Source organism: Paenibacillus rhizovicinus (genome assembly GCF_010365285.1).
GTDB classification, from domain to species: Bacteria; Bacillota; Bacilli; order Paenibacillales; family Paenibacillaceae; genus Paenibacillus_Z; species Paenibacillus_Z rhizovicinus.
In genome coordinates, this window is record NZ_CP048286.1 from 1,906,156 (window position 1) to 1,924,471 (window position 18,316).

Consider the following 18,316-nt stretch of genomic DNA (forward strand, 5'->3'; position numbering starts at 1 on the left):
ACAGAAGGTTCAATAACAGAGAGATCAGAGAAACGAAGGTGACACCTGCAATGGGTAACAACGGGAAACGATTGTTTCAATATGCATGGCATTTCAAGAAGCCGATCCTGCTGGCGCTGCTGCTGCTGGCGCTTGCGATATCCGCGGAGCTGGTAGGTCCATTCCTTGCCAAGCGAATGATCGACACGAATATTATGGGCATCGAGAAGCCCTGGTACGAGAGCAAGCAAGACGGGCGCTACGATGTCGCCTATAACGGAAGCTTCTACAAGCGGGCCGACCATTGGAAGGACGGCGAGACGAAGGGCCGCGAGGTTCGCGTGCTGCAGACCGGATTGACGTATTATTTTGTCGATGCGGCCGGCGTGCCCGATACGGGTTCGCGGCATTTCAAGGACGGCACGCTTACCGTTACCCCGAAGGACGGCAGCCCTCAGCCCTATCCGGCCGCGCTGCTGAGCCGCGACGAGACCTATCATTTCTATCGGCCGGAATTGAAGAGCATGATTACCCTGGCGGCGGGCTATGTCGTCATGCTGCTGATCGGAGCCGGGCTGGCTTACGGGCAGAAGTATCTGCTTCAATCGTCGGCGAACCGGATCGTTCGCAAGATGCGCAACGATGTGTTCCGGCATATCCAAGAGCTGCCGGTCCAGTATTTCGATAACCTCCCTGCCGGCAAAATCGTGTCCAGGGTCACGAACGACACGGAAGCGATCCGCGAGTTGTATGTCTCGGTACTCGCGAACTTCTTCTCCGGCATCATCTATATGACGGCGATTATGGGCGCGCTGTTCCTGCTCGATACGAAACTCGCGCTGATCGCGCTGCCGCTGCTGCCGATCCTGTACGTCTGGATCGTCGTATACCGCAAGTACGCCTCCCAATACAACCACGTCATCCGTTCGCGACTGAGCGATATCAACGGCATGATCAACGAGTCGATTCAAGGCATGCCGATCATCCAAGTGTTCCGCCGGCAGAAGGAAACGATGGCGGAATTCGGCGTCATGAACGACGAATATTTCAAATTCCAGAACAAGATGCTGCGTCTCAATTCGATGACCAGCCACAACTTGCTTGGCGTGTTCCGGAATGTCATCTTCCTCGTCGTCATCTGGATGTTCGCGGGCGGCTACTTCGGCACGGCCGTATCGGTCGGCGTCCTGTACGCCTTCATCGATTACATGAACCGGATGATCTCGCCGATCGTCGGGATGGTGAACCAGCTGTCCAACCTGGAAGTGGCGCGGGTATCCGCGGAGCGCATGTTCGCGCTGCTCGACGAGCCGGGCGTTCCGGTCTCGGAACGGCGGACGGCCCGCTATCAGGGCAACGTTTCCTTCGAAGACGTCACATTCGGCTACAAGGAAGGCGAAGACGTGCTGAAGAACATCAGCTTCAGCGCGAAGCAAGGCGAAACGGTCGCGCTCGTGGGCCATACCGGCTCGGGCAAGAGCTCGATTCTGAACCTGCTCTTCCGCTTCTACGACATCGAGCGCGGCGCGATCTCGGTGGACGGCACCAATGTGCTCGACATGTCGAAGCAGCAGCTTCGCCAGCATATGGGCATCGTGCTGCAGGAGCCGTTCCTCTTCACGGGCACGATCGCCTCGAACATCAGCTTGGACGATCCCGCGATTTCGCGCGAGAAGGTGGAGCAGGCGCTTCGCGACGTCGGCGCTTACGAGATGTTCATGCAGCTGCCGCACGGAATCGACGAGCCTGTCATCGAGAAAGGAAGCACCTTGTCCGCCGGCCAGCGGCAGCTGATTTCCTTCGCCCGGGCGCTCGCCTTCGATCCGGCGATTCTCATCCTGGACGAAGCGACCGCCAGCATCGATACGGAGACGGAAGCGATCATTCAACAGGCGCTTGACGTGCTCAAGCGCGGGCGCACGACGTTCGTCATCGCGCACCGGCTGTCGACGATCCGCGCAGCGGATCAAATTCTCGTGCTCGATCGCGGACGCATCGTCGAACGCGGCGACCATGACGAGCTGATGGTGCACGGCGGCAAATACTTCGCCATGTACCAGCTCCAGCAAGGCTCCGCCGCCGGTGTTGTCGCGTAGCGATCGCAAGCGTGCGTGAATTCATAAACAACAAGCCTGCAGCGCAGGTTTGTTAATCTTAAAAGGGACCCGACGTTTGGCAAATGTCGGGTCCCTTTTCTTCGTTTTAGGTGTACGGGTGCAGCTCTTTCTTCAAATCCGCCGTTTTCCAACCAATGTAGTGTACGGGGTGCTGCTCTTGCTCCAGATCCGCCCACCGGTGATATGCGCGGATGTACCAAACAGCCCCTTCGGCTTCCCGGACAAGGATACTGAAGGGGCTGTCTATTAGACTATGAAGGATTATGGCAGTAATCCGCTATCGCGTCAGTCTCGCATCCGCATAGCCTGCGGAAGCATCGTCAAGCACGAGCACCCAATCGTCCTGCCGTCCGCAGGACGGAGGCTTAAACCTCCGCTCGCCTTGATTGTCCGCCGTCCCGGCAGCATGCGATTGGCCCGTCCTCGGATCGTACCACTGGACGTTCAACGCACTGCCGGACAAGATGCCCAACCGGATTGAAATCGGCAAACCGTTCGGACTATAAATGAAGGCGTAGTCCTTGCCCCGGCATGCTTGCAGACGGCCGCTGCCTTTGTAATTGCGAACGAGCAGCGACTGATCCGGCACTCGGCCCTGCATCGGCCTGGAAGCCATCAACTGATGGACGTATTTCATCTGCGCGCCGCCAGGACGCATAATGGCATCCTGCCAAGTCATGATGAAATAGTCGTTCGGCTCCGTAATCATCGGCCAAACGCAATGATGCCCATAGGTATGGCCGAACGCGCCGGCAAACAACGCCATATAGGCCGCTTGCCTGACATCCTTCGCGTCGAAGAATCCGTTCTCCGTATTGAAACCCACCGGATGGTCCTCGTAGCAGGGCTCGCCGTCGAGGACGGGCTTCGGCGGAACGAGCGCATAATCTTTGGCGACCATCGCTTCATTAGCCACGTTTCGCTCATGACCGGATTGAATCATGTTGAAATCCAGCCATGCCTCTTCATGAACGGAAACGGACGAGGTTTGACCGCCGTACGGATGCAAGGTCATGAGATGAGCCCCGCCGTCGGCTTCGCGGAGCGCCTCCGCCATCGCGTGAATAACGCCCAAATGCCGTCTGTTCGTCAGCGGACGGTCGCCGCCGAGGATCCAAATTAGATTATTGCGGGAACGGTACCGGCTGCCGAGCCAGCTTCCGTATACAGCCGCATTGTCCGAATTAAAGATCTCCGGTCCGCCGCCCCATGCCACATGGATACGGTCGCCCCAGGTCGGGAGCATCCCGATATATAAGCCGTAATGGGCCGCGCGATCAATAATATAATCCACATGATCCCAATAGCCGTATTCGCCTTCCGGAGCAAGATCGGGAAGCGTCGGATCGCAGTCGCCGTTCCCGTTACGAAGCAGCGGGCTTCTGCCGTAGGCATTGGCGGCCCGGGTCATGTCCGTCTCGCCCAGCGCAATCGCCTGAATGACCGTGAAGCCCCGCTCCGCCCGATTGCGCATATACCGGTCCGCTTCCTCGCGGTTCAAGCGCAGGAACAGCTCCCAAGCCGTATCGCCCAGCCAGAAGAACGGCGTGCCGTCTTCATGAACGATATGCCGCCTGTCTGCACTGACGCGCAGTTTCTGCAGCCCGGTCGATTGATCATTCACTTCATGCTCTTCATGCACTTCATTCACTTCAGTCAACGATATCCCCTTCTTTCCAGGCCTCGTTAACAACCTCGACCTCCCCCGGCAGCTCCGAACGGATGCCGCCTTGCGGGAGACGCTCGACGGTCACGCGCAGCCTGCGGTTCTCCGGCGTGTAGGCAAAGGAAGCCGTCCCGAAATACGTCGGCAGACCGGAGACGGAGAACGGCTCGCTCATCCATGATTCCGGAACGCCGGAACCGATCACGAGCGTATCCTCGTCCTCTCTCGCCAGGCAATCCCGCAGCAGCAGGAACAGCTCCGCGGCCGTCCAGCCGTGCGGCGTAATGTAGCGGATTTCATCCCAGCCGCGCGAACGCTGCCATTGCAGCGACGAATTCTCGTCGTCGCAGCCTTCGTGGTACGTGTACAGCCCCGGCGCCGTATGAAGGGTAAGGAAATGCTCGATCGAAACCCAGGCGCGGTCTCGGTGACCCATCAGCAGGTAGTTATGCGCTTGCCCCGCCTCGAAGTACGTCCAATGCGGTTCCGGATTATGGCTGCCGTTCGGGAAACGCTCCTCGTTCCAGAAACGTTCCATCCCTTCGAGGATTCGGGCGTCATCCTTGTCTCCCCAGCCGGTCGGCCAGAATACCGAGTTCGGATCGCGCGGATTATCGCCGAAGATCTGCTCGGCCTTCCTGCGGATCGCCTGCTTCAGATCCTCCGCTTCCTCCGCGAACCAGGCGTCTTCGATGCCGAGCGCTTCCGCGCACATCGCCGCGCGTTTCAGAGCCAAGTACGCGTAGCCGTTAATCCATAGGAGCGGCTGGTGATGATCCATGCGGCCCATGATGAGACCGTCCCGGCTGGCCATGCACAGTATGTCGCTCTCCGCGCGCAGCAGCATTTCCGGCGTTCGGAATTCGTTATGGCGCTTGACCGGCACGGCCGTATGCCGCATTTCCCGCAGCAATTCCGCTTTGCGTACGATATGAGGGTACATATCCCGCAAAAACGATTTCGAGCGCGTCAGCAAGTAATGCTCGGTGATCATCCAGATTCCGTTCGCCGGTCCGTCTCCTTCCGCGCCGAACCCACCGAAAGCATCTCGATGAGCAGCAGCACGCAGCGCGCGATCGGCGAATTCGCCATAGCCGCCTTTGTCCAGGGCGACGACGACATACGCGCCGTCTCTCAGCCACCAAAGCGGATAAGAGATCGGCGTGATACGCGGCTCCGCATCCACGGTGAACATATAGAGATGGGTCAGCTGGGCAAGCATCGCTTCCTGAAACCGGCGATCGGGGAGCTGCAGCTTAATCCGGCTCTCCGCCTGCCAGCGCGCGGCGAATTCGCCGGCGATGCGGCCGACATCCGGGCACGCTTGCGGAAAATCAACCATGCGCTTCACCATCCAGTTGTCCCCGTGCACCTGGCAGACGAACGACAGCGTTCGCTTCTCGCCAGCCTCCAGCTTCAATTCGTAAGCCAGCGCCCCGCTCGCCCATGTCGATGCATCGACGACCTCCTCCGTCTCGGGAAGCTCGCCCTTCGCGACGAACTCGTAAATATCTTTGCCGGTATCCGCGTAGCTGACGGCGCCGAACCGGGAAGGCCGCTCGTCCGCAACCAGGACCCGCTCGCCGTTCAGCTTCAGAATGTTCCCGTCCATCGCCAGGCTCGAAATCGCTCCGCCTGCCGCGCCGAAGGAGCGGATCGACAGATAGAAGGTACCGGAAACCGCCGCGCTGCCTTCGTTGCCAGCACCGGCCGCGCTGCCCCCATTGCCGATGTCGACCGTGAAGTAGGTTTTAATATCGTTCGTATCGGGATTGCCGTCCGTGAACAGGCGCGAGCTGACCGTGAAGCCGCCCGCCTGCCAGCTGGACCGCAGCACCGGAACATGGCCTTCATGAAAAGACCACGACAGCTGCTCGATCGGCAGCTCTTCCGGCGCATGCAGTTTCCCCTCCGCGTACAGCCAGGTCGACACGCCGTACGTGCGGTGGCCCGGAGAGAAGGAATTGCCCGGCTCGACCGCCGTTTTGTAGCCTTCGTGCGAAGTCGGAACGCCGAGCAGCACATGCGTATCGCTGCGGTTCCAGAGCCAGTCCGGATGGTTCTTCTTCATCTCCGCCATTTTCAGATGCTCCACCATGCTGTAGACGTTATAGATCGGTTTGTCTGCCATATCGGTTCTCCTCCAAGTCGCCCGTTAATTAAATTACTTCCAGTTCGTCCTTATCCGGCAAGGCCGGGAACGGCGCATGCGGTTCCGCCTGATACCAATACGCGACGGAAGCGATATCGTCCTTCAACGGTAAATACCGGCCGCCGCTGCGCCAGCCCAGCGCCTGAATCGTCACCTTCATGTCTTCTTCGAAGCGGATCGGATCGAGAATATGCCATCTGTACATGCCGAACCGCTGATTGACTTTCGAGAATCCATTGGACTTGGAGACCTGATGAAAGCCCAAGTAAGGGGACGTATACGGCAGATAGCCTTCGCCCTCCACCTGCTCGAACGCCCAGGCGCCGCCTACGTAATCCTCGGTGCCCGTTCCGCAGATCGTCGGGAATTCGTCGTCGCCGTCCATATAAAACTTGATTTCGCCCTCGCCCCACCAGCCGTCGTTGTTCGACTGCCAAGCCATATAGGTGCCCACGTAATGTCCCTGGCCCTTCACGCCGTCAAGAATGGTATGCACGTCCTTGTAACCGACCGGGCTGCTGCGGCGCCACTGCGCATGGAAGTAGGCCATATCCTCCGGAATGTCCGTAAGCGTATAGTCGATTTGATAGAAAAATTGCTGGATGTCCGAGCCGAGATTTTCGATCGTGATCCGGGCCGACTTGCGGAAAGGCATTTGCCAATAGCTGTTCATGCCCCCGCCCGTCATCACCGAGATCGGAATCGAATTGACGATGCTGCGCTGGCACCAGCCGTTGCAGTAGAAGTCGCCGAGCGGCACTTCCACGGAAGGATGTTCCTCACCGTCCCAGTACATGCGAAGGATCAGGCTTCTCCACCGCTCCGGCGCGCAGGTCATCCACATATGCTGGATCATGCCGGATTCGTCGATGCGCGCCAGCTCGAACGTTTCGCCCTTCTTCAAAGGAATGCAAGGCGAGATCTTCCAGCCCTGCCCGAGATCGCGCGCGCAGCTGGCGCTGGCTCCGTCGAGGGACATGCCGCCCTTCCCCTTCTCGCCCGTGAAGTTCTCGGCGCTGATCGATCTGGTCTTCGCCTTGGATAGCTGGGCGAGATTGCCCATATGCAGATTCGTTCCGTTAAAACTCATCGTAATCGCCTCCTGGAATGACAAATGATAGGCTGACATGCCTCATCTGAGCTCGCATTGCTGTTAGTGCCGCTGTTAGTGCCGTTCGCCGGACTTCAATTCGCTCACTTGCTCCGCACTCAGGCGCAGCTCGCCGGCTGCGCAGCTGTCCAGCAGATACGCCGGCTTCGAGACGCCGATGATCGGAAACACGGGAAACGAATGCGAGGTCAAATAAGCAAGCGCGATGCGCGTCGGCGTCGTATTCAGCTCTTCGGCCAGCCGGTTCGCGCGGTCCAGACGGTCGAAGCTGGCGTCGTTGGCGTACATCGCCTTGACGATCGCCGACCGGCCGCCCTTCTCCGGCTTCTGCCCCCGAACATAGCGCCCGCTGAAGAAGCCGTTGGCCTGCGAGGAGAACGGCACCGCGGCCAGACCGGAAGCCGCATGGTATGCGGCCGTTTCATCATCCATCATCGCAACCGTCGAGCCTTCCAGCACGCCCGGAGTAAGCACGGCCAGGTTCCAGAGCGGTTGATTGGCGGCGAAGCCGAGCAGTCCGCTGCGGGAAGCATAATCGTTCGCGGCGCGAAGGCGCGCAAGCGGCCAGTTGGAGCAGCCGAAGGCGCGGATCTTCCCCTTGCGAACCTGCTCGTTGAGCAAGTCGACGATATCCTCCACGGCAGCATTCGGATCGTCCCGATGCAGCCAATAGAGGTCGATATAGTCGGTTTGCAGGTTGGACAGGCTGTCGTGTAGATCATGCAAAATTTCCGCGCGGCCAAGACGCGATACATCCATCGTCGCAAGGTCGGGATGCGCGCCCTTCGTCGCCAGCACGATACGGTCCCTGCAGCCTCGTTCCTTCAGCCAAGCGCCGACCGTTTTCTCGCTGAGGCTCTTGCCCATGCCCGCCCAGTCGTCGTAGATGTTCGCCGAATCGAGAAAATTGCCCCCCTGTTCCCGATACAGATCCATCAATTGAAAAGCAGTGTCCCTCGCGATTTCCGATCCGTAGCCCGATGTTCCCAGGCAGATCACGGACGGCTGCAATTCCGTATTCGCGATCCGGTTGGTCCGCATGCCGGTTCCTCCTCTATTTGGTTACTTTCTCGCGGTATTCTTGCGGCGTAAGCGTCGTGCTCTTCTTGAAATAACGGGAGAAGTAGCCCGAATCGAAGCCGATTCGAACCGCTACCTCGCTCACCTTCAAGCCGGTCTCCCCGAGAAGCTGCTTGGCCAGCGCCAGCTTCGCGTCCGTGATGTAATCGGACAAGCCGATGCCGGTCAGCTGTTTGTACAAGCGGCACAGATAGCTGGCGTTCAGCTCCGCTTCGTCGGCAAGCCGGACGAGCGACAGGTCGCCGTCGATATGGTCATGGATGTAGCGGTGAAGCTTCTCGACGACTTCATTGCTCTTCTCCGAGCTGTCCTCGGCAAGCAGCTCGAAGAGCGCATCGGCCATCTGCCGCAAATACCGGGCGGCTTCCGGCCAGGAGGAATGGGCATCGAGCGCGAACAGCTTGTTCATCGGCAGCCGTTCGGCGATTCGCGCATAGGCGGACCAGCGGTTGATCTGCGATAAAATCATCGTGGCCGCCGAATAGTAGATTTCTTGCAGCTCCTCGTAATGCTGCCCCGACGCCTCGGCGAACAAGCTGTCGAACAGCTCGGCGAACGGAACGCTCTGACCGCTTTCGAGCAGCGTTCGAAGCTGGGTGATTCTCACCTGACGCTGATGGGAGGTCCTCTCCTTGCGGGAATCGGCAGCGTCTCCCCCGTCCTCTGCATGCCCGACAATCTCATAGAGCAGCATTTCGTCGCCCTCGCCGAGCCCGCGGATAAGCAGCTGGGACAGATGCGCGTATTTCGCGGACAACGCCTCCCATGCGAAAGGCTGCACGGTAGAGCTGAGCGACAGCGGCACTTGGAGCAGCGATTTGCACCGGTCCTGAATGAAATCGAGCGACTCCTGCACGAAACGGACCCACGAAGCGCTCTCCGGACGGCCCTCGCCATCCGGCTGAAGCAGCCAGATAAACCGCGAGCGGTCGATGACCGCCGTCGCCATGACGGCGGAACGGCTCAGCACCTCGACGGCAATATTTTGCGCCGCGTACAGCAGCAGCTCCTTATCGACCGAGGAGTAATGATCCTCCCAACGATCGACGCGGCCGACCACGAGCATGACCGGCCGGGAGGCGGACAGCTTCAGCTCCAGCTCCCTGAACCGGCCGGCGCGTTTCGCTTCGCTCATCGTTTCCCCTTCCGCCAAGGAAACCAGGAAATCCCGCTGCAAGACTGGGAGCGCCTTGCGCATCTGTTCCTTCGCTTGGTCGATGAAGCTGTGGATCGACCGCTCGCTTGCCAGTTCGCGAACCGCTTTCGCCACCGTGCGGATAATATCTTCGTCATCGTCCGTCTTGAGCAGATAGCCCGCGCTTCCGTTCTGGATCGCGGCCTGCACGTAGCCGAATTCATTGTGTCCCGACAGAAAGATGACCTTGCAGGACGGCCACTGCTCCCGAATCCGCTCTTGCAGTTCAAGTCCAGACATGCCGGGCATGCGGATATCCGACAGGACGATGTCGATTCTCGTCTTCCCGAGCCAATCAAGCGCCTCCGCGGCGGAATTCGCCGTATAGAGATCAAGCCTCAGCTGCTCGGCTTCCTCGAACAGTTCGCGCAGGCTGTTCACGATGTAAGGTTCGTCATCCACGATCAGCATCCGATGCAGCATCATTCGTCCTTCTCCTTTACGGGAATGTACAAGCTGATTTTCAAGCCTCCGAGCTTGCCGTCCGTTGAAGCTTTAATGCCGCTCCCGGGACCGTATTTCAGCCGCAGCCGTTTATGCACGTTGATGATTCCCGTGCTCTCGATATGGGCAGGGGGGTCGCTCAGCTTGCGGTTCAAGTTCCAGAGTTCCTCGTCGCTCAAGCCTTTCCCGTTGTCTTCAATCTCGATGACCAGCTGACTTGCGCTTGCGGCATAGAGGAACCGAATGCTCAGCCGTCCGTTGCCGTCGACCTCCTCGAGGCCGTACTTGTACGAATTCTCGATGATCGGCTGCAGCGTCAGCCGCGGCACGAGCACGCCGGCCATGTCGTCCGGCAGCTCATCCACTTCGACGGCAATCCGATCCTCGAAGCGGATTTTCTGAATTTCGAGATAGGCTCTCGCGAATTCCAGTTCTTCGCTAAGCGGGACATCGTCGGAGGCGTTTCTCGTAATAAACTTGAAGTAATTGCCGAGATGCTTCGTGAACGGCTTCAGCTTCGGGTAGTCCTCGAGCTTCACCATGCGATTCAGAATGAAGAAGGTGTTGTACAGAAAATGCGGATTGATTTGCGCTTGCAGCTGCTTCAATTCCGCCTTCTGCGAGTGGATTTTCTCCTCGTACACCTCTTCGATCAATATTTTCAGCTGACTCAGCATCGAGTTGAACTGCATGTACAAATATTCGAATTCATCGTTGCTGTTGAGCGTCAATTTCACGTCGAGATTGCCCTTCTCCACTTTCCGGAACGACCGGACAAGCTGCTTGAGCGGGCGGTGAATCATCCGATAGAGCCAATAGGAGAAGACGATTACGATGAGCACCGAAGAGAGCGACAGCACCCAGAACCACGTGTTGTATTGCTGGATCGGACCGAGCGCGTTCTTCTCCGGCGTATAGATGAGCAGCGTCATGTCGACGACGGATGAATGCTCGAGCGTCATGATATACCGCTTGTTAGCGTAGGAGAAGGCTTTCATTTCCGGCTTGCTGCTGCCGTCGCTGCTCGACTCGGCGATCGATTGGAGCGCCTCGGTACGCTCAACGTTGCCGTCGGTCGTTATCGCCCATTCGAAACCGCTGCCGAACAAGATCGCCTGTTCTTCGTTGTACGCGATAAACTGCTTCAGCTCCTGCTGGATGGCTTGCTTGGACAGCTCCAGATAGAGGAAGAACACGATGGAATCCGGCTCGGGCCGGTCCGGGTATTGCTGCGCGATGTACAATCCGTTCGCATGCGGGACGAGCGACAGATGCAGCTTCGACTCGTCGATCAACGGGGCAAGCTCGCTCTGGCTGGCCGTCGTATACATGTTCAGCGAATTGATGACTTTGCCAAGGCTCGGTACGAACACATTGGCGCTGGCAATGTAGTTGCTGGAATTCTTCACGAGCAGCAGCCGCTTCTGCAGCCGGATCATCGCTTCCGTCCGTTCCAGATCGGACATGATCGGACTTGCGACGCTCAGCTTCTGCAGATCGTCGTCATTAATGAATTCCCGCTGCAGCCGCTGGATCCGGTCGAGCTCGACGACGAGCGACTGAATGTAGAAGTGGACCCTGGACTGCATCGAATTGGAAATTTCGCTGCGCACGCTCGATTCGCCCATCTGATTCAAATACATGCTGATGCCGTATAACGGGGCGATCACGAGCAGCAGCACGATAACAAGCTTATAAAAGATCGCGATTTTCGGCATTTTCAGGCGTATCAAGCCATCGACTTCCCTTCGGATTCCATCATCGTGCGTACGCCCTCCGTGCCTCTGTGCAAAAAAAGCCGTTATCGGTTATCGGTTACCCGTTACTCCTTCACGCTTCCGAGCACGATCCCTTTGACGAAGAAACGCTGCAAGAACGGATAGATAATCAAGATCGGCAGCGCGCCCATGAAAATCTGCGCCGCTTTGCTGGTACGCTCGGACACCTGCGACAGCGAGTTCAAATCTTTGGAGGACTGCATCGCAAGGTCGGTCTTGATGATGACCGTCTGCAAGTAGCTTTGCAGCGGGTAATGTTCAAGCTTATTCATATAAATAAGCCCGTCGAACCACGAATTCCAATGGCCGACGATCGTGAACAGCGAGATGGTCGCCAGCGCCGGCGTGGACAGCGGCACGAACAGCCTCCACAGTACCGTCCACTGCTTGGCGCCGTCGACGAACGCGGCTTCCTCCAGCTCCTTCGGCAGCCCGCGGAAGAAATTCAGCAGCAGAATGACATTGAATACGGGCACCGCGCCGGGAATGATCAAGGCCCAGATCGAATCGATCAAATGGGTCTGGTTGACGACCATGTAAGTCGGAATCAGTCCGCCGCTGAACAGAATCGTCAGGACGAAGTACCAGGCATACGCCGTCCGGTATTTGAACACCCGCGCTTCCTTGGACAGCGGATAGGCGAGCAGAATCGTCAGGAACATATTGACCAGGATGCCGAGCAATACCCGCTCGATCGTGATCCAGAACGCGCGCATGAACTCGGGCTTGCCGAGCACGTACGAATAGGACTGCCATGTGAAGTGGACGGGCCACAGCACGACATCGCCCGCCGATGCGGCCGTCTTGTCGCTGAGCGAAATCGCCAGGACGTGAATGAGCGGCAGAATGCAAAGCACGGAGAGCGCGATCAGAAAAACATGGTTAAACCAATTAAACGTTTTTTGTCCGGTGGTCATATGAAAGTTCAAGCGGCATGCTCCCCTCTAGAAGATGCGGTAGTTAGCGAAACGATAGGCCAGCAAATAAGAAACCGAGATAAAGACGAACGAAACGACGGATTTGAATAGTCCTACCGCGGCAGCCGGACCGAACTGCGCGTCGACAAGGCCGAGCCTGTAGACCATCGTGTCGATAATGTCTCCGCTTTCGTACACTTGCGGCGAATATAAGTTGAAGATCTGATCGAAGCCCGCGTTCAGCACGTTGCCCAGGCTAAGCGTCAGCAGCAGGACGATGATCGGCGTCATGCCCGGCAGCGTCACATGCAGCGTCTGGCGCCAACGGTTCGCGCCGTCGACGATCGCGGCCTCGTAGAGCACCGGATTGATCGAGGTCAACGCCGCCAAATAAACGATGGTCGCAAATCCGAATTCCTTCCACAGATCGCTGATGACGATCGTGAAAGGAAACCAATGGTTGTTGCCGAGGAAGTAGATCGGTTTCACGCCGAAGATGCCTAGAAAATGGTTCACGATGCCCGAGGACGGCGACAGCACGTCGATGAGAATGCCGCCCAGAATGATCCAGGACAGGAAGTGCGGCAGATAGATCAACGTCTGAATCGTCCGCTTGACGACGTTCTTGCGCACCTCGTTCAGCAGCAGCGCGATCAGAATCGGAAACACGAGTCCTGCCACGATCTTCATCATCGCGATGTACATCGTGTTCCATAAGACGGTGAACGTATCCGGCATATCCAGCACGTACCGGAAATTGTCGAGCCCGATCCATTCGGAGCCCGTGAAGCCCTTGGCCGGAATATACTGCTCGAACGACATGATGATGCCGAACATCGGGCCGTAGCTGAAGACGAGCACCAGAAAGACGCCCGGCAGAAGCATAAGATGGAAGGGCAGCTGGCTAATGCGATTTTTATTCATTGTTCGTCCTCCACATTCGGTTGTCCGGCCGGAGCAAGAAGAAGACGACCCGGTCTTGTCGGACGCCATCGTTCTTCTTCCCGATTCCGAACCGGATCGGCTTCTATTTGCTTTGCTGTGCCGACCAATCGTTCACTTCCTGCGTGATTTGGTCGCCGCCGAGTTTCTTCCAGTCCGCTACGAACTTGTCGAACTCGTCGATCGGCCCGCCGAGAATGATTTTGGTGAACGTTTCGAGCTGCATCTTATCCAGCGTCGATTTCTTGGCTGCCATCGTTTTCGTCGGAGCGCCGTAGAATTTCGTGAATTTCAAATTCTGTTCTTTGTTCTGGTACACGCCTTCAATCGTGCTGTAGGCGCTGTCGGGCCCGAAGACGCGCATCGTTCCCCAATTCGTGCGGTCGCCGCCGTTGAACGAGACGATCTTGTCGTAGTAGTCCTTCTGCTCCGGATTCAGTCCGGCCGGATCGTTCGCCGCGAGCGCAGCCGTTACTTTCTTGTAATGGCCGAAATTGCCGCCGATCGGGTTGGAGCCGCCGACGATGACGACGTTCATTTTGAAATGGTCGTATTGCTTGTCGCCGACCTTCTCCGAATGGAATACGTTCGGGTCGGCCGTGCCGCCGTAGAGCTTGTCGTTGCCGAAATTCATCAGCTTGATGAACGCTTCCGGGTTTTTCATTTTCTTGTTCACGACCATGAACTCGTTGAAGCTGAGATCCGCCGAATATTGCACCGGCGCGCCCGTAGCCGATACGGCCGGCGATACGCTCCAGTTCGCTGTAGGATTCTTCGTTACGCTGTCTTGCAGCGGCCACAGCGGATTCCACAGGGCGCCGAAATCTACGCCGACCTTGTTATTCGCGAAATCCTCGCCGACCTTGCCGCTGTCCTTGACGCCGAACTCGGGGTCGATCCAGCCTTTCTTGTACATTTCCTGAAGCTTCGCAAGCGCGGTCTTCGTTTCCGGCTGAATGCCGCCGTATACGATCGTGCCGTCCGCGCCTTCGATCCAGATGTTCGGGTGCGAGCCGAAGGCATTGAACACGCCGGTCGATTCCGCCACGCCGTTCTTGTACAGGTCCTTCGTAAGCGCCAAGCCGAACGTATCCTTCTTGCCGTCGCCGTCCGGATCTTGGTTAACGAAGGCGTCCATCACCGTCTCCAGTTCCGCCCATGTCGTCGGCTTCGCCAGGTTCAGCTTCTCCATCCAATCGCTGCGGAGGAAGAGGAGGTTCAAACCGCCCTCGTATCCGCTTTCATCCGGCGGAATGGCCATCAGCTTGCCGTCGAACGTCGCTGCCGCCTTCGCCAGCGGACCGGATTCGATCGCGTTCTTCGTCAGCTCGGATGCATAGTTCTGATAAACGTCCGTCAGATCCGCCAGCATGCCCGCATCTACGAGCTGCTTCAACTGGGAACCGTTGACTTTGAAAATATCCGGCAAATCGCCGGAAGCGATTGCAATGTTCAGCTTGGCGTCATATTGGTCGCTCGGTACGATCCAGTTGTGCTTGATCGTAATGCCGAGCTCGTCTTGGTAGGCTTTCGTCCAGTTGTTGTTGTCGAAGTCTTCGCCTTCCTTGAATGCGATCGATGCGTCTTGATCGCGTACGGCCGTCACCGTGATGGGCGGATCGTATTTCGCGTTAATGTCGGCCGGTGCCGCATTGCCTGCGTTGCCTGCTTTGTCCGCATTGGCTGCCGCTTTTCCGTTGTTGTCGGCAGCTGCGTCGCTGCCCGCCTTTCCATTGTTGCCGGCACTGCCGCCGTTGCCGTTATCGTCCGACTTCGAGCAAGCCGAAACGAGCGCCAGAACAAGGATAAGCGTGAGCATCATGAGCTTCTTCGTGTGTTTCATTGCTTGTTGCCTCCCTTTGTCATTTTCCCTTGCCGCCTCATCATAACGGAGACGGACCGGCCAAGAAATGTGAAAGTATTGACTCGTCATGACCTCCGTTTACCTTTGTAAACGGAGGATCAGGAATGTCAATATTGTCTCTATGAGGCCGGCGATCCGAACCGCTTCAGGCCCGGTCCAACTCCAGGGGCTGGCTTCGGCTTCAGGTCCGGCTTCGGCTTCGAATCGCCCTATTTTTATTCAGGGAAATACGCGGCAATCCGGTCGCGAAGCATCAGAATATCCGCGGTCCAATCGGTTCCGCCTTCCTCCAAATATTCGATGGAGAAGTGGCCCGTATAGCCTCTGGCAGCCAGCGTACCGAGTACCCAATCGAAATCGACGCCGCCCGCGCCGAAGCCGGTTTGCATGCAGCCGAAGGAGGCGTCCCGCAGATGGACATGCGTTGCGAAGTCCATCAGCCATTCCGTCTCGCGAATCGCGATGCCTTGCATGACGAAATGGCTCGGATCGTATACAAGCCGAACTTCGGGCATCGCATCGGTCAGGCGCTTCGCTTGTTCCAACGTTTCGAAGGGACTGTTCACGTGCAGCTCCAGCGCGAAAGTCACGCCCGCTTCCCTGCCCAGCGATTCATACTCGCGCAGCGTCGCCACGCAATCCTTCAACACGTCGGACCACGGTCTGTCCGAGTCATTGTTGCGCGGCTGAATCGCAGCCAGCGTTATGCCGTATTCGTGCATGAGGCGGATGATCGCTTTGATTTCATCGGTTCGCCTGCGGCTGGACTGCTCGGACCTGTCGTGCAGCTGCGGCCCCGTCGCCGTGTTCAGCACGAGCGGAGCAAGACCGTATTGGACCAGCAGACCGCGCAGCCTGGCGAGCCCGCCCTCCCAATCTTTCACGAGATCGCTCGGGTTGATATGCACCCATCCGTCGATCGCCAGCAGGTCGACCTGGCTGAAACCTAATCCGCTTACTGCGGCCAGCGCCGTCTCGAGCGCGCTGCCGGAGCGGATGGAGGTGGAACATGCTATCGTCAATGTCGTTTGCTCCTCTCTTATAGCCGGCCTTCGGCAATCATCACTTCCAGCGGAAAACGCTCCTCCGCAAGCGGCAGCTCCACAGCCGCGTTCCTTCTGGCCGATTCGAAAATCGCCATCAGCGCCTCCAGGCCGGCAAGCGCCGACGCTCCGGACATCGGGTGAGCGGCTCCGGTGCGGATCGATTCCGCCATCGCGCGGAACACCTCCAAGAATATGGAGCCGCTCTCTTCGGCAACGGTTACCGGACGCCAGCCGCCCTGCTCATCCGACAGCAGCAGCGGCGGCTGGCTGCCGTCGCCGCGCCGCCACAGCCGGCCTTGGCTGCCGATGATTTCAATATCCTGGTAGCCGCTGCCCGGTACGCGCAAGTCCCCCGTGAACAGTTCGCCGCGCGCGCCGCCCTCGAATTCGAGCACGGCCATCGCACCGCTTTCCACATCGTGCCCGTAGCGTTTGCCCGTGAACGCGGGGGTCAGATGCCGATGCAACTGTCCGAACACGCGGCGGACCGGAGCGTCATGCAGCAACCAGAGCATCGAATCGATCGCATGCGTGCCGTCCGAAAGCAGATCGCCGGCGCACATGCCGCGAATCAGCCGGATCTCGCCCAGCGCCCCGCCATCCATTAATTCGCGCATCGTCCGGTAGACGGCGGTCATCCGCCGCTGATGGCCGACGACGAGCGTAATGCCCCGTTCCTTGCATTTACGGTCGAGTTTTCGGGCGTCGCCTAATTGGATCGCCATCGGCTTCTCGCAATATATGCCTTTGACGCCTGCATCCGCCGCGAGCAGCGACAGCGCCGCATGGCTGCCATTCGGCGTGGCAATGACGGCAACGTCCGGCCGAACCTCGGCGAGCATCGTCGCGAAATCCGTATACACGGCCGGACTCCCGCTGTTGTCCGCAATCTTGCGTGCCGTGCTCTCCTGCAAGTCGCATAAGGCGGCCAGCTCGTATTCGGGCAGTTGCGCGAGCGCGTACGCTTGATTCTTCCCCATGTTGCAGCCGACCACGACCGCCTTCAGCTTGCTGCCGCCGTTGCCGCTGTTGCTGCTGTTGCTGCTGTTGCCGCTGTTGCCGCTGTTCCCGCTGTTACTGTTGCTCATCCTTGTTCACCGTCCAACGTTCGAATGTAAGCAAGCGATCGGTTCAGGCAATCGACAGGCGATTCGTCTTCCGGGCAGATCATTTCGATTTCCATCACGAGTTCATCCGGATATGGCGCCTGCTCGCACAACAAATCGTAGCAAGCCTGCAGCGGCACGTCGCCTTCGCCAAGCGCGGAAGGCCCGATCTCCAAATGCAGCGGCCTCGCGTCCAGCCTCGGACGCACCTTGTGATCTTTGAAATGCGCGCCGATCACGTAAGGCGCCGCAGCCTTGAACGCTTCCAGCGGCCGCTCCCCGATGAGGAACGTATTGCCCGTGTCGAGGAACATATATAAATCCGGCGTCTCCCGGCATACCTGCACGAGATCCGAGCAGTAGAAATCGCCATGATTTTCAATGCCGAGCCTGACTCCGAGCTCGCGGCAGCCCGCGGCGATCGGCGCAATCGACTTCGACAGCCGTTCAAGCGCATGCTCCAGCGGCATCCTTTTATCGAAACGATGGCTGTAGCGCGGCTCCGTGGCGACAATAACCGGCTGCCGATCCTTGGCAAGGCGGGAAAGCCCCTCCAGAATCCGTTCGTTGTTCATCACGACTTCCTCATCGCTCGCCGTAATGTACGGATAACCGATATGGACAGCCAGCTGCATGCCATATTCATCGAGAAGGCGGACCACTCGCCGGCGCTGCTGCTCCGGCAGCGCATGCCATTCGTTCAACCCGACCGTGAGCACCTCGAGCCCGAAGCGCCGCAGCATGTTCAGCTTGCCAAGCAACGGGTTTTCGGACTTTTCCTGCTCGGACTTGTCTATTAAGCTTCCGTACCACGGGCCCGCATACCCCCAACGGCCCATTCGAGTAAGTTTATTGCTGCTGCTTGCAGACATTATGCTCGCTCCTTATCCATCGCATTTCAAAACCCACCCAAAGTATA

General features: G+C 58.2%; 13 protein-coding genes. 1 reads left to right on the top strand and 12 read right to left on the bottom strand.

Features of this window, described 5'->3' with window-relative positions; genetic code table 11:
* Positions 1-50: 50 nt before the first annotated feature.
* Positions 51-2,075, top strand: a complete 2,025-nt coding sequence (locus tag GZH47_RS08770; RefSeq protein ID WP_162639745.1) for an ABC transporter ATP-binding protein — start codon at positions 51-53, stop codon at positions 2,073-2,075.
* Positions 2,076-2,373: 298 nt separating this feature from the next.
* Here GZH47_RS08770 and GZH47_RS08775 read toward each other — a convergent pair whose 3' ends face one another.
* From GZH47_RS08775 to GZH47_RS08830, 12 genes are all read right to left on the bottom strand, one after another.
* Positions 2,374-3,747, bottom strand: coding sequence for a glycoside hydrolase family 140 protein (locus GZH47_RS08775; protein ID WP_225446524.1), 1,374 nt, complete (start codon positions 3,745-3,747; stop codon positions 2,374-2,376).
* Position 3,748: 1 nt separating this feature from the next.
* Positions 3,749-5,893, bottom strand: coding sequence for a glucosidase family protein (locus tag GZH47_RS08780; RefSeq protein WP_162639746.1), 2,145 nt, complete (start codon positions 5,891-5,893; stop codon positions 3,749-3,751).
* Positions 5,894-5,921: 28 nt separating this feature from the next.
* Positions 5,922-7,004, bottom strand: coding sequence for a glycoside hydrolase family 172 protein (locus GZH47_RS08785; protein WP_162639747.1), 1,083 nt, complete (start codon positions 7,002-7,004; stop codon positions 5,922-5,924).
* A gap of 75 nt (positions 7,005-7,079) precedes the next feature.
* Positions 7,080-8,066, bottom strand: a complete 987-nt coding sequence (locus tag GZH47_RS08790; protein ID WP_162639748.1) for an aldo/keto reductase — start codon at positions 8,064-8,066, stop codon at positions 7,080-7,082.
* Positions 8,067-8,079: 13 nt separating this feature from the next.
* Positions 8,080-9,726 (bottom strand): response regulator, encoded by a 1,647-nt coding sequence (locus GZH47_RS08795; protein ID WP_162639749.1) that lies wholly within the window; start codon positions 9,724-9,726, stop codon positions 8,080-8,082.
* Positions 9,723-11,477 (bottom strand): sensor histidine kinase, encoded by a 1,755-nt coding sequence (locus GZH47_RS08800; RefSeq protein ID WP_162639750.1) that lies wholly within the window; start codon positions 11,475-11,477, stop codon positions 9,723-9,725. The genes GZH47_RS08795 and GZH47_RS08800 overlap by 4 nt, the downstream gene beginning before the upstream one ends.
* Before the next feature lie 89 nt (positions 11,478-11,566).
* A complete protein-coding gene (locus GZH47_RS08805; protein ID WP_162645141.1) occupies positions 11,567-12,439 on the bottom strand; it encodes a carbohydrate ABC transporter permease in 873 nt (290 codons plus the stop codon).
* A gap of 27 nt (positions 12,440-12,466) precedes the next feature.
* Positions 12,467-13,363, bottom strand: a complete 897-nt coding sequence (locus GZH47_RS08810; RefSeq protein ID WP_162639751.1) for an ABC transporter permease — start codon at positions 13,361-13,363, stop codon at positions 12,467-12,469.
* 103 nt (positions 13,364-13,466) lie between these two features.
* Positions 13,467-15,224, bottom strand: a complete 1,758-nt coding sequence (locus tag GZH47_RS08815; protein WP_162639752.1) for an extracellular solute-binding protein — start codon at positions 15,222-15,224, stop codon at positions 13,467-13,469.
* 236 nt (positions 15,225-15,460) lie between these two features.
* Positions 15,461-16,267, bottom strand: a complete 807-nt coding sequence (locus GZH47_RS08820) for a sugar phosphate isomerase/epimerase family protein (protein WP_162639753.1) — start codon at positions 16,265-16,267, stop codon at positions 15,461-15,463.
* Between the two features lie 17 nt (positions 16,268-16,284).
* The gene (locus GZH47_RS08825; protein ID WP_162639754.1) at positions 16,285-17,379 is read right to left on the bottom strand and encodes a Gfo/Idh/MocA family protein; all 1,095 of its coding nucleotides are present in this window, start codon (positions 17,377-17,379) and stop codon (positions 16,285-16,287) included.
* Complete coding sequence (locus GZH47_RS08830; RefSeq protein ID WP_162639755.1) at positions 17,376-18,269, bottom strand: sugar phosphate isomerase/epimerase family protein; 894 nt, start codon at positions 18,267-18,269, stop codon at positions 17,376-17,378. The genes GZH47_RS08825 and GZH47_RS08830 overlap by 4 nt, the downstream gene beginning before the upstream one ends.
* Positions 18,270-18,316: the final 47 nt, after the last annotated feature.

Excerpts from the sequence above, each read along its gene's own strand:
- GZH47_RS08770 (WP_162639745.1), top strand. The coding sequence starts at position 51 with ATGGGTAACAACGGGAAACGATTGTTTCAATATGCATGGCATTTCAAG.
- GZH47_RS08780 (WP_162639746.1), bottom strand. The coding sequence starts at position 5,893 with ATGGCAGACAAACCGATCTATAACGTCTACAGCATGGTGGAGCATCTG.
- GZH47_RS08785 (WP_162639747.1), bottom strand. The coding sequence starts at position 7,004 with ATGAGTTTTAACGGAACGAATCTGCATATGGGCAATCTCGCCCAGCTA.
- GZH47_RS08790 (WP_162639748.1), bottom strand. The coding sequence starts at position 8,066 with ATGCGGACCAACCGGATCGCGAATACGGAATTGCAGCCGTCCGTGATC.
- GZH47_RS08795 (WP_162639749.1), bottom strand. The coding sequence starts at position 9,726 with ATGATGCTGCATCGGATGCTGATCGTGGATGACGAACCTTACATCGTG.
- GZH47_RS08805 (WP_162645141.1), bottom strand. The coding sequence starts at position 12,439 with ATGACCACCGGACAAAAAACGTTTAATTGGTTTAACCATGTTTTTCTG.
- GZH47_RS08810 (WP_162639751.1), bottom strand. The coding sequence starts at position 13,363 with ATGAATAAAAATCGCATTAGCCAGCTGCCCTTCCATCTTATGCTTCTG.
- GZH47_RS08815 (WP_162639752.1), bottom strand. The coding sequence starts at position 15,224 with ATGAAACACACGAAGAAGCTCATGATGCTCACGCTTATCCTTGTTCTG.
- GZH47_RS08825 (WP_162639754.1), bottom strand. The coding sequence starts at position 17,379 with ATGAGCAACAGTAACAGCGGGAACAGCGGCAACAGCGGCAACAGCAGC.
- GZH47_RS08830 (WP_162639755.1), bottom strand. The coding sequence starts at position 18,269 with ATGTCTGCAAGCAGCAGCAATAAACTTACTCGAATGGGCCGTTGGGGG.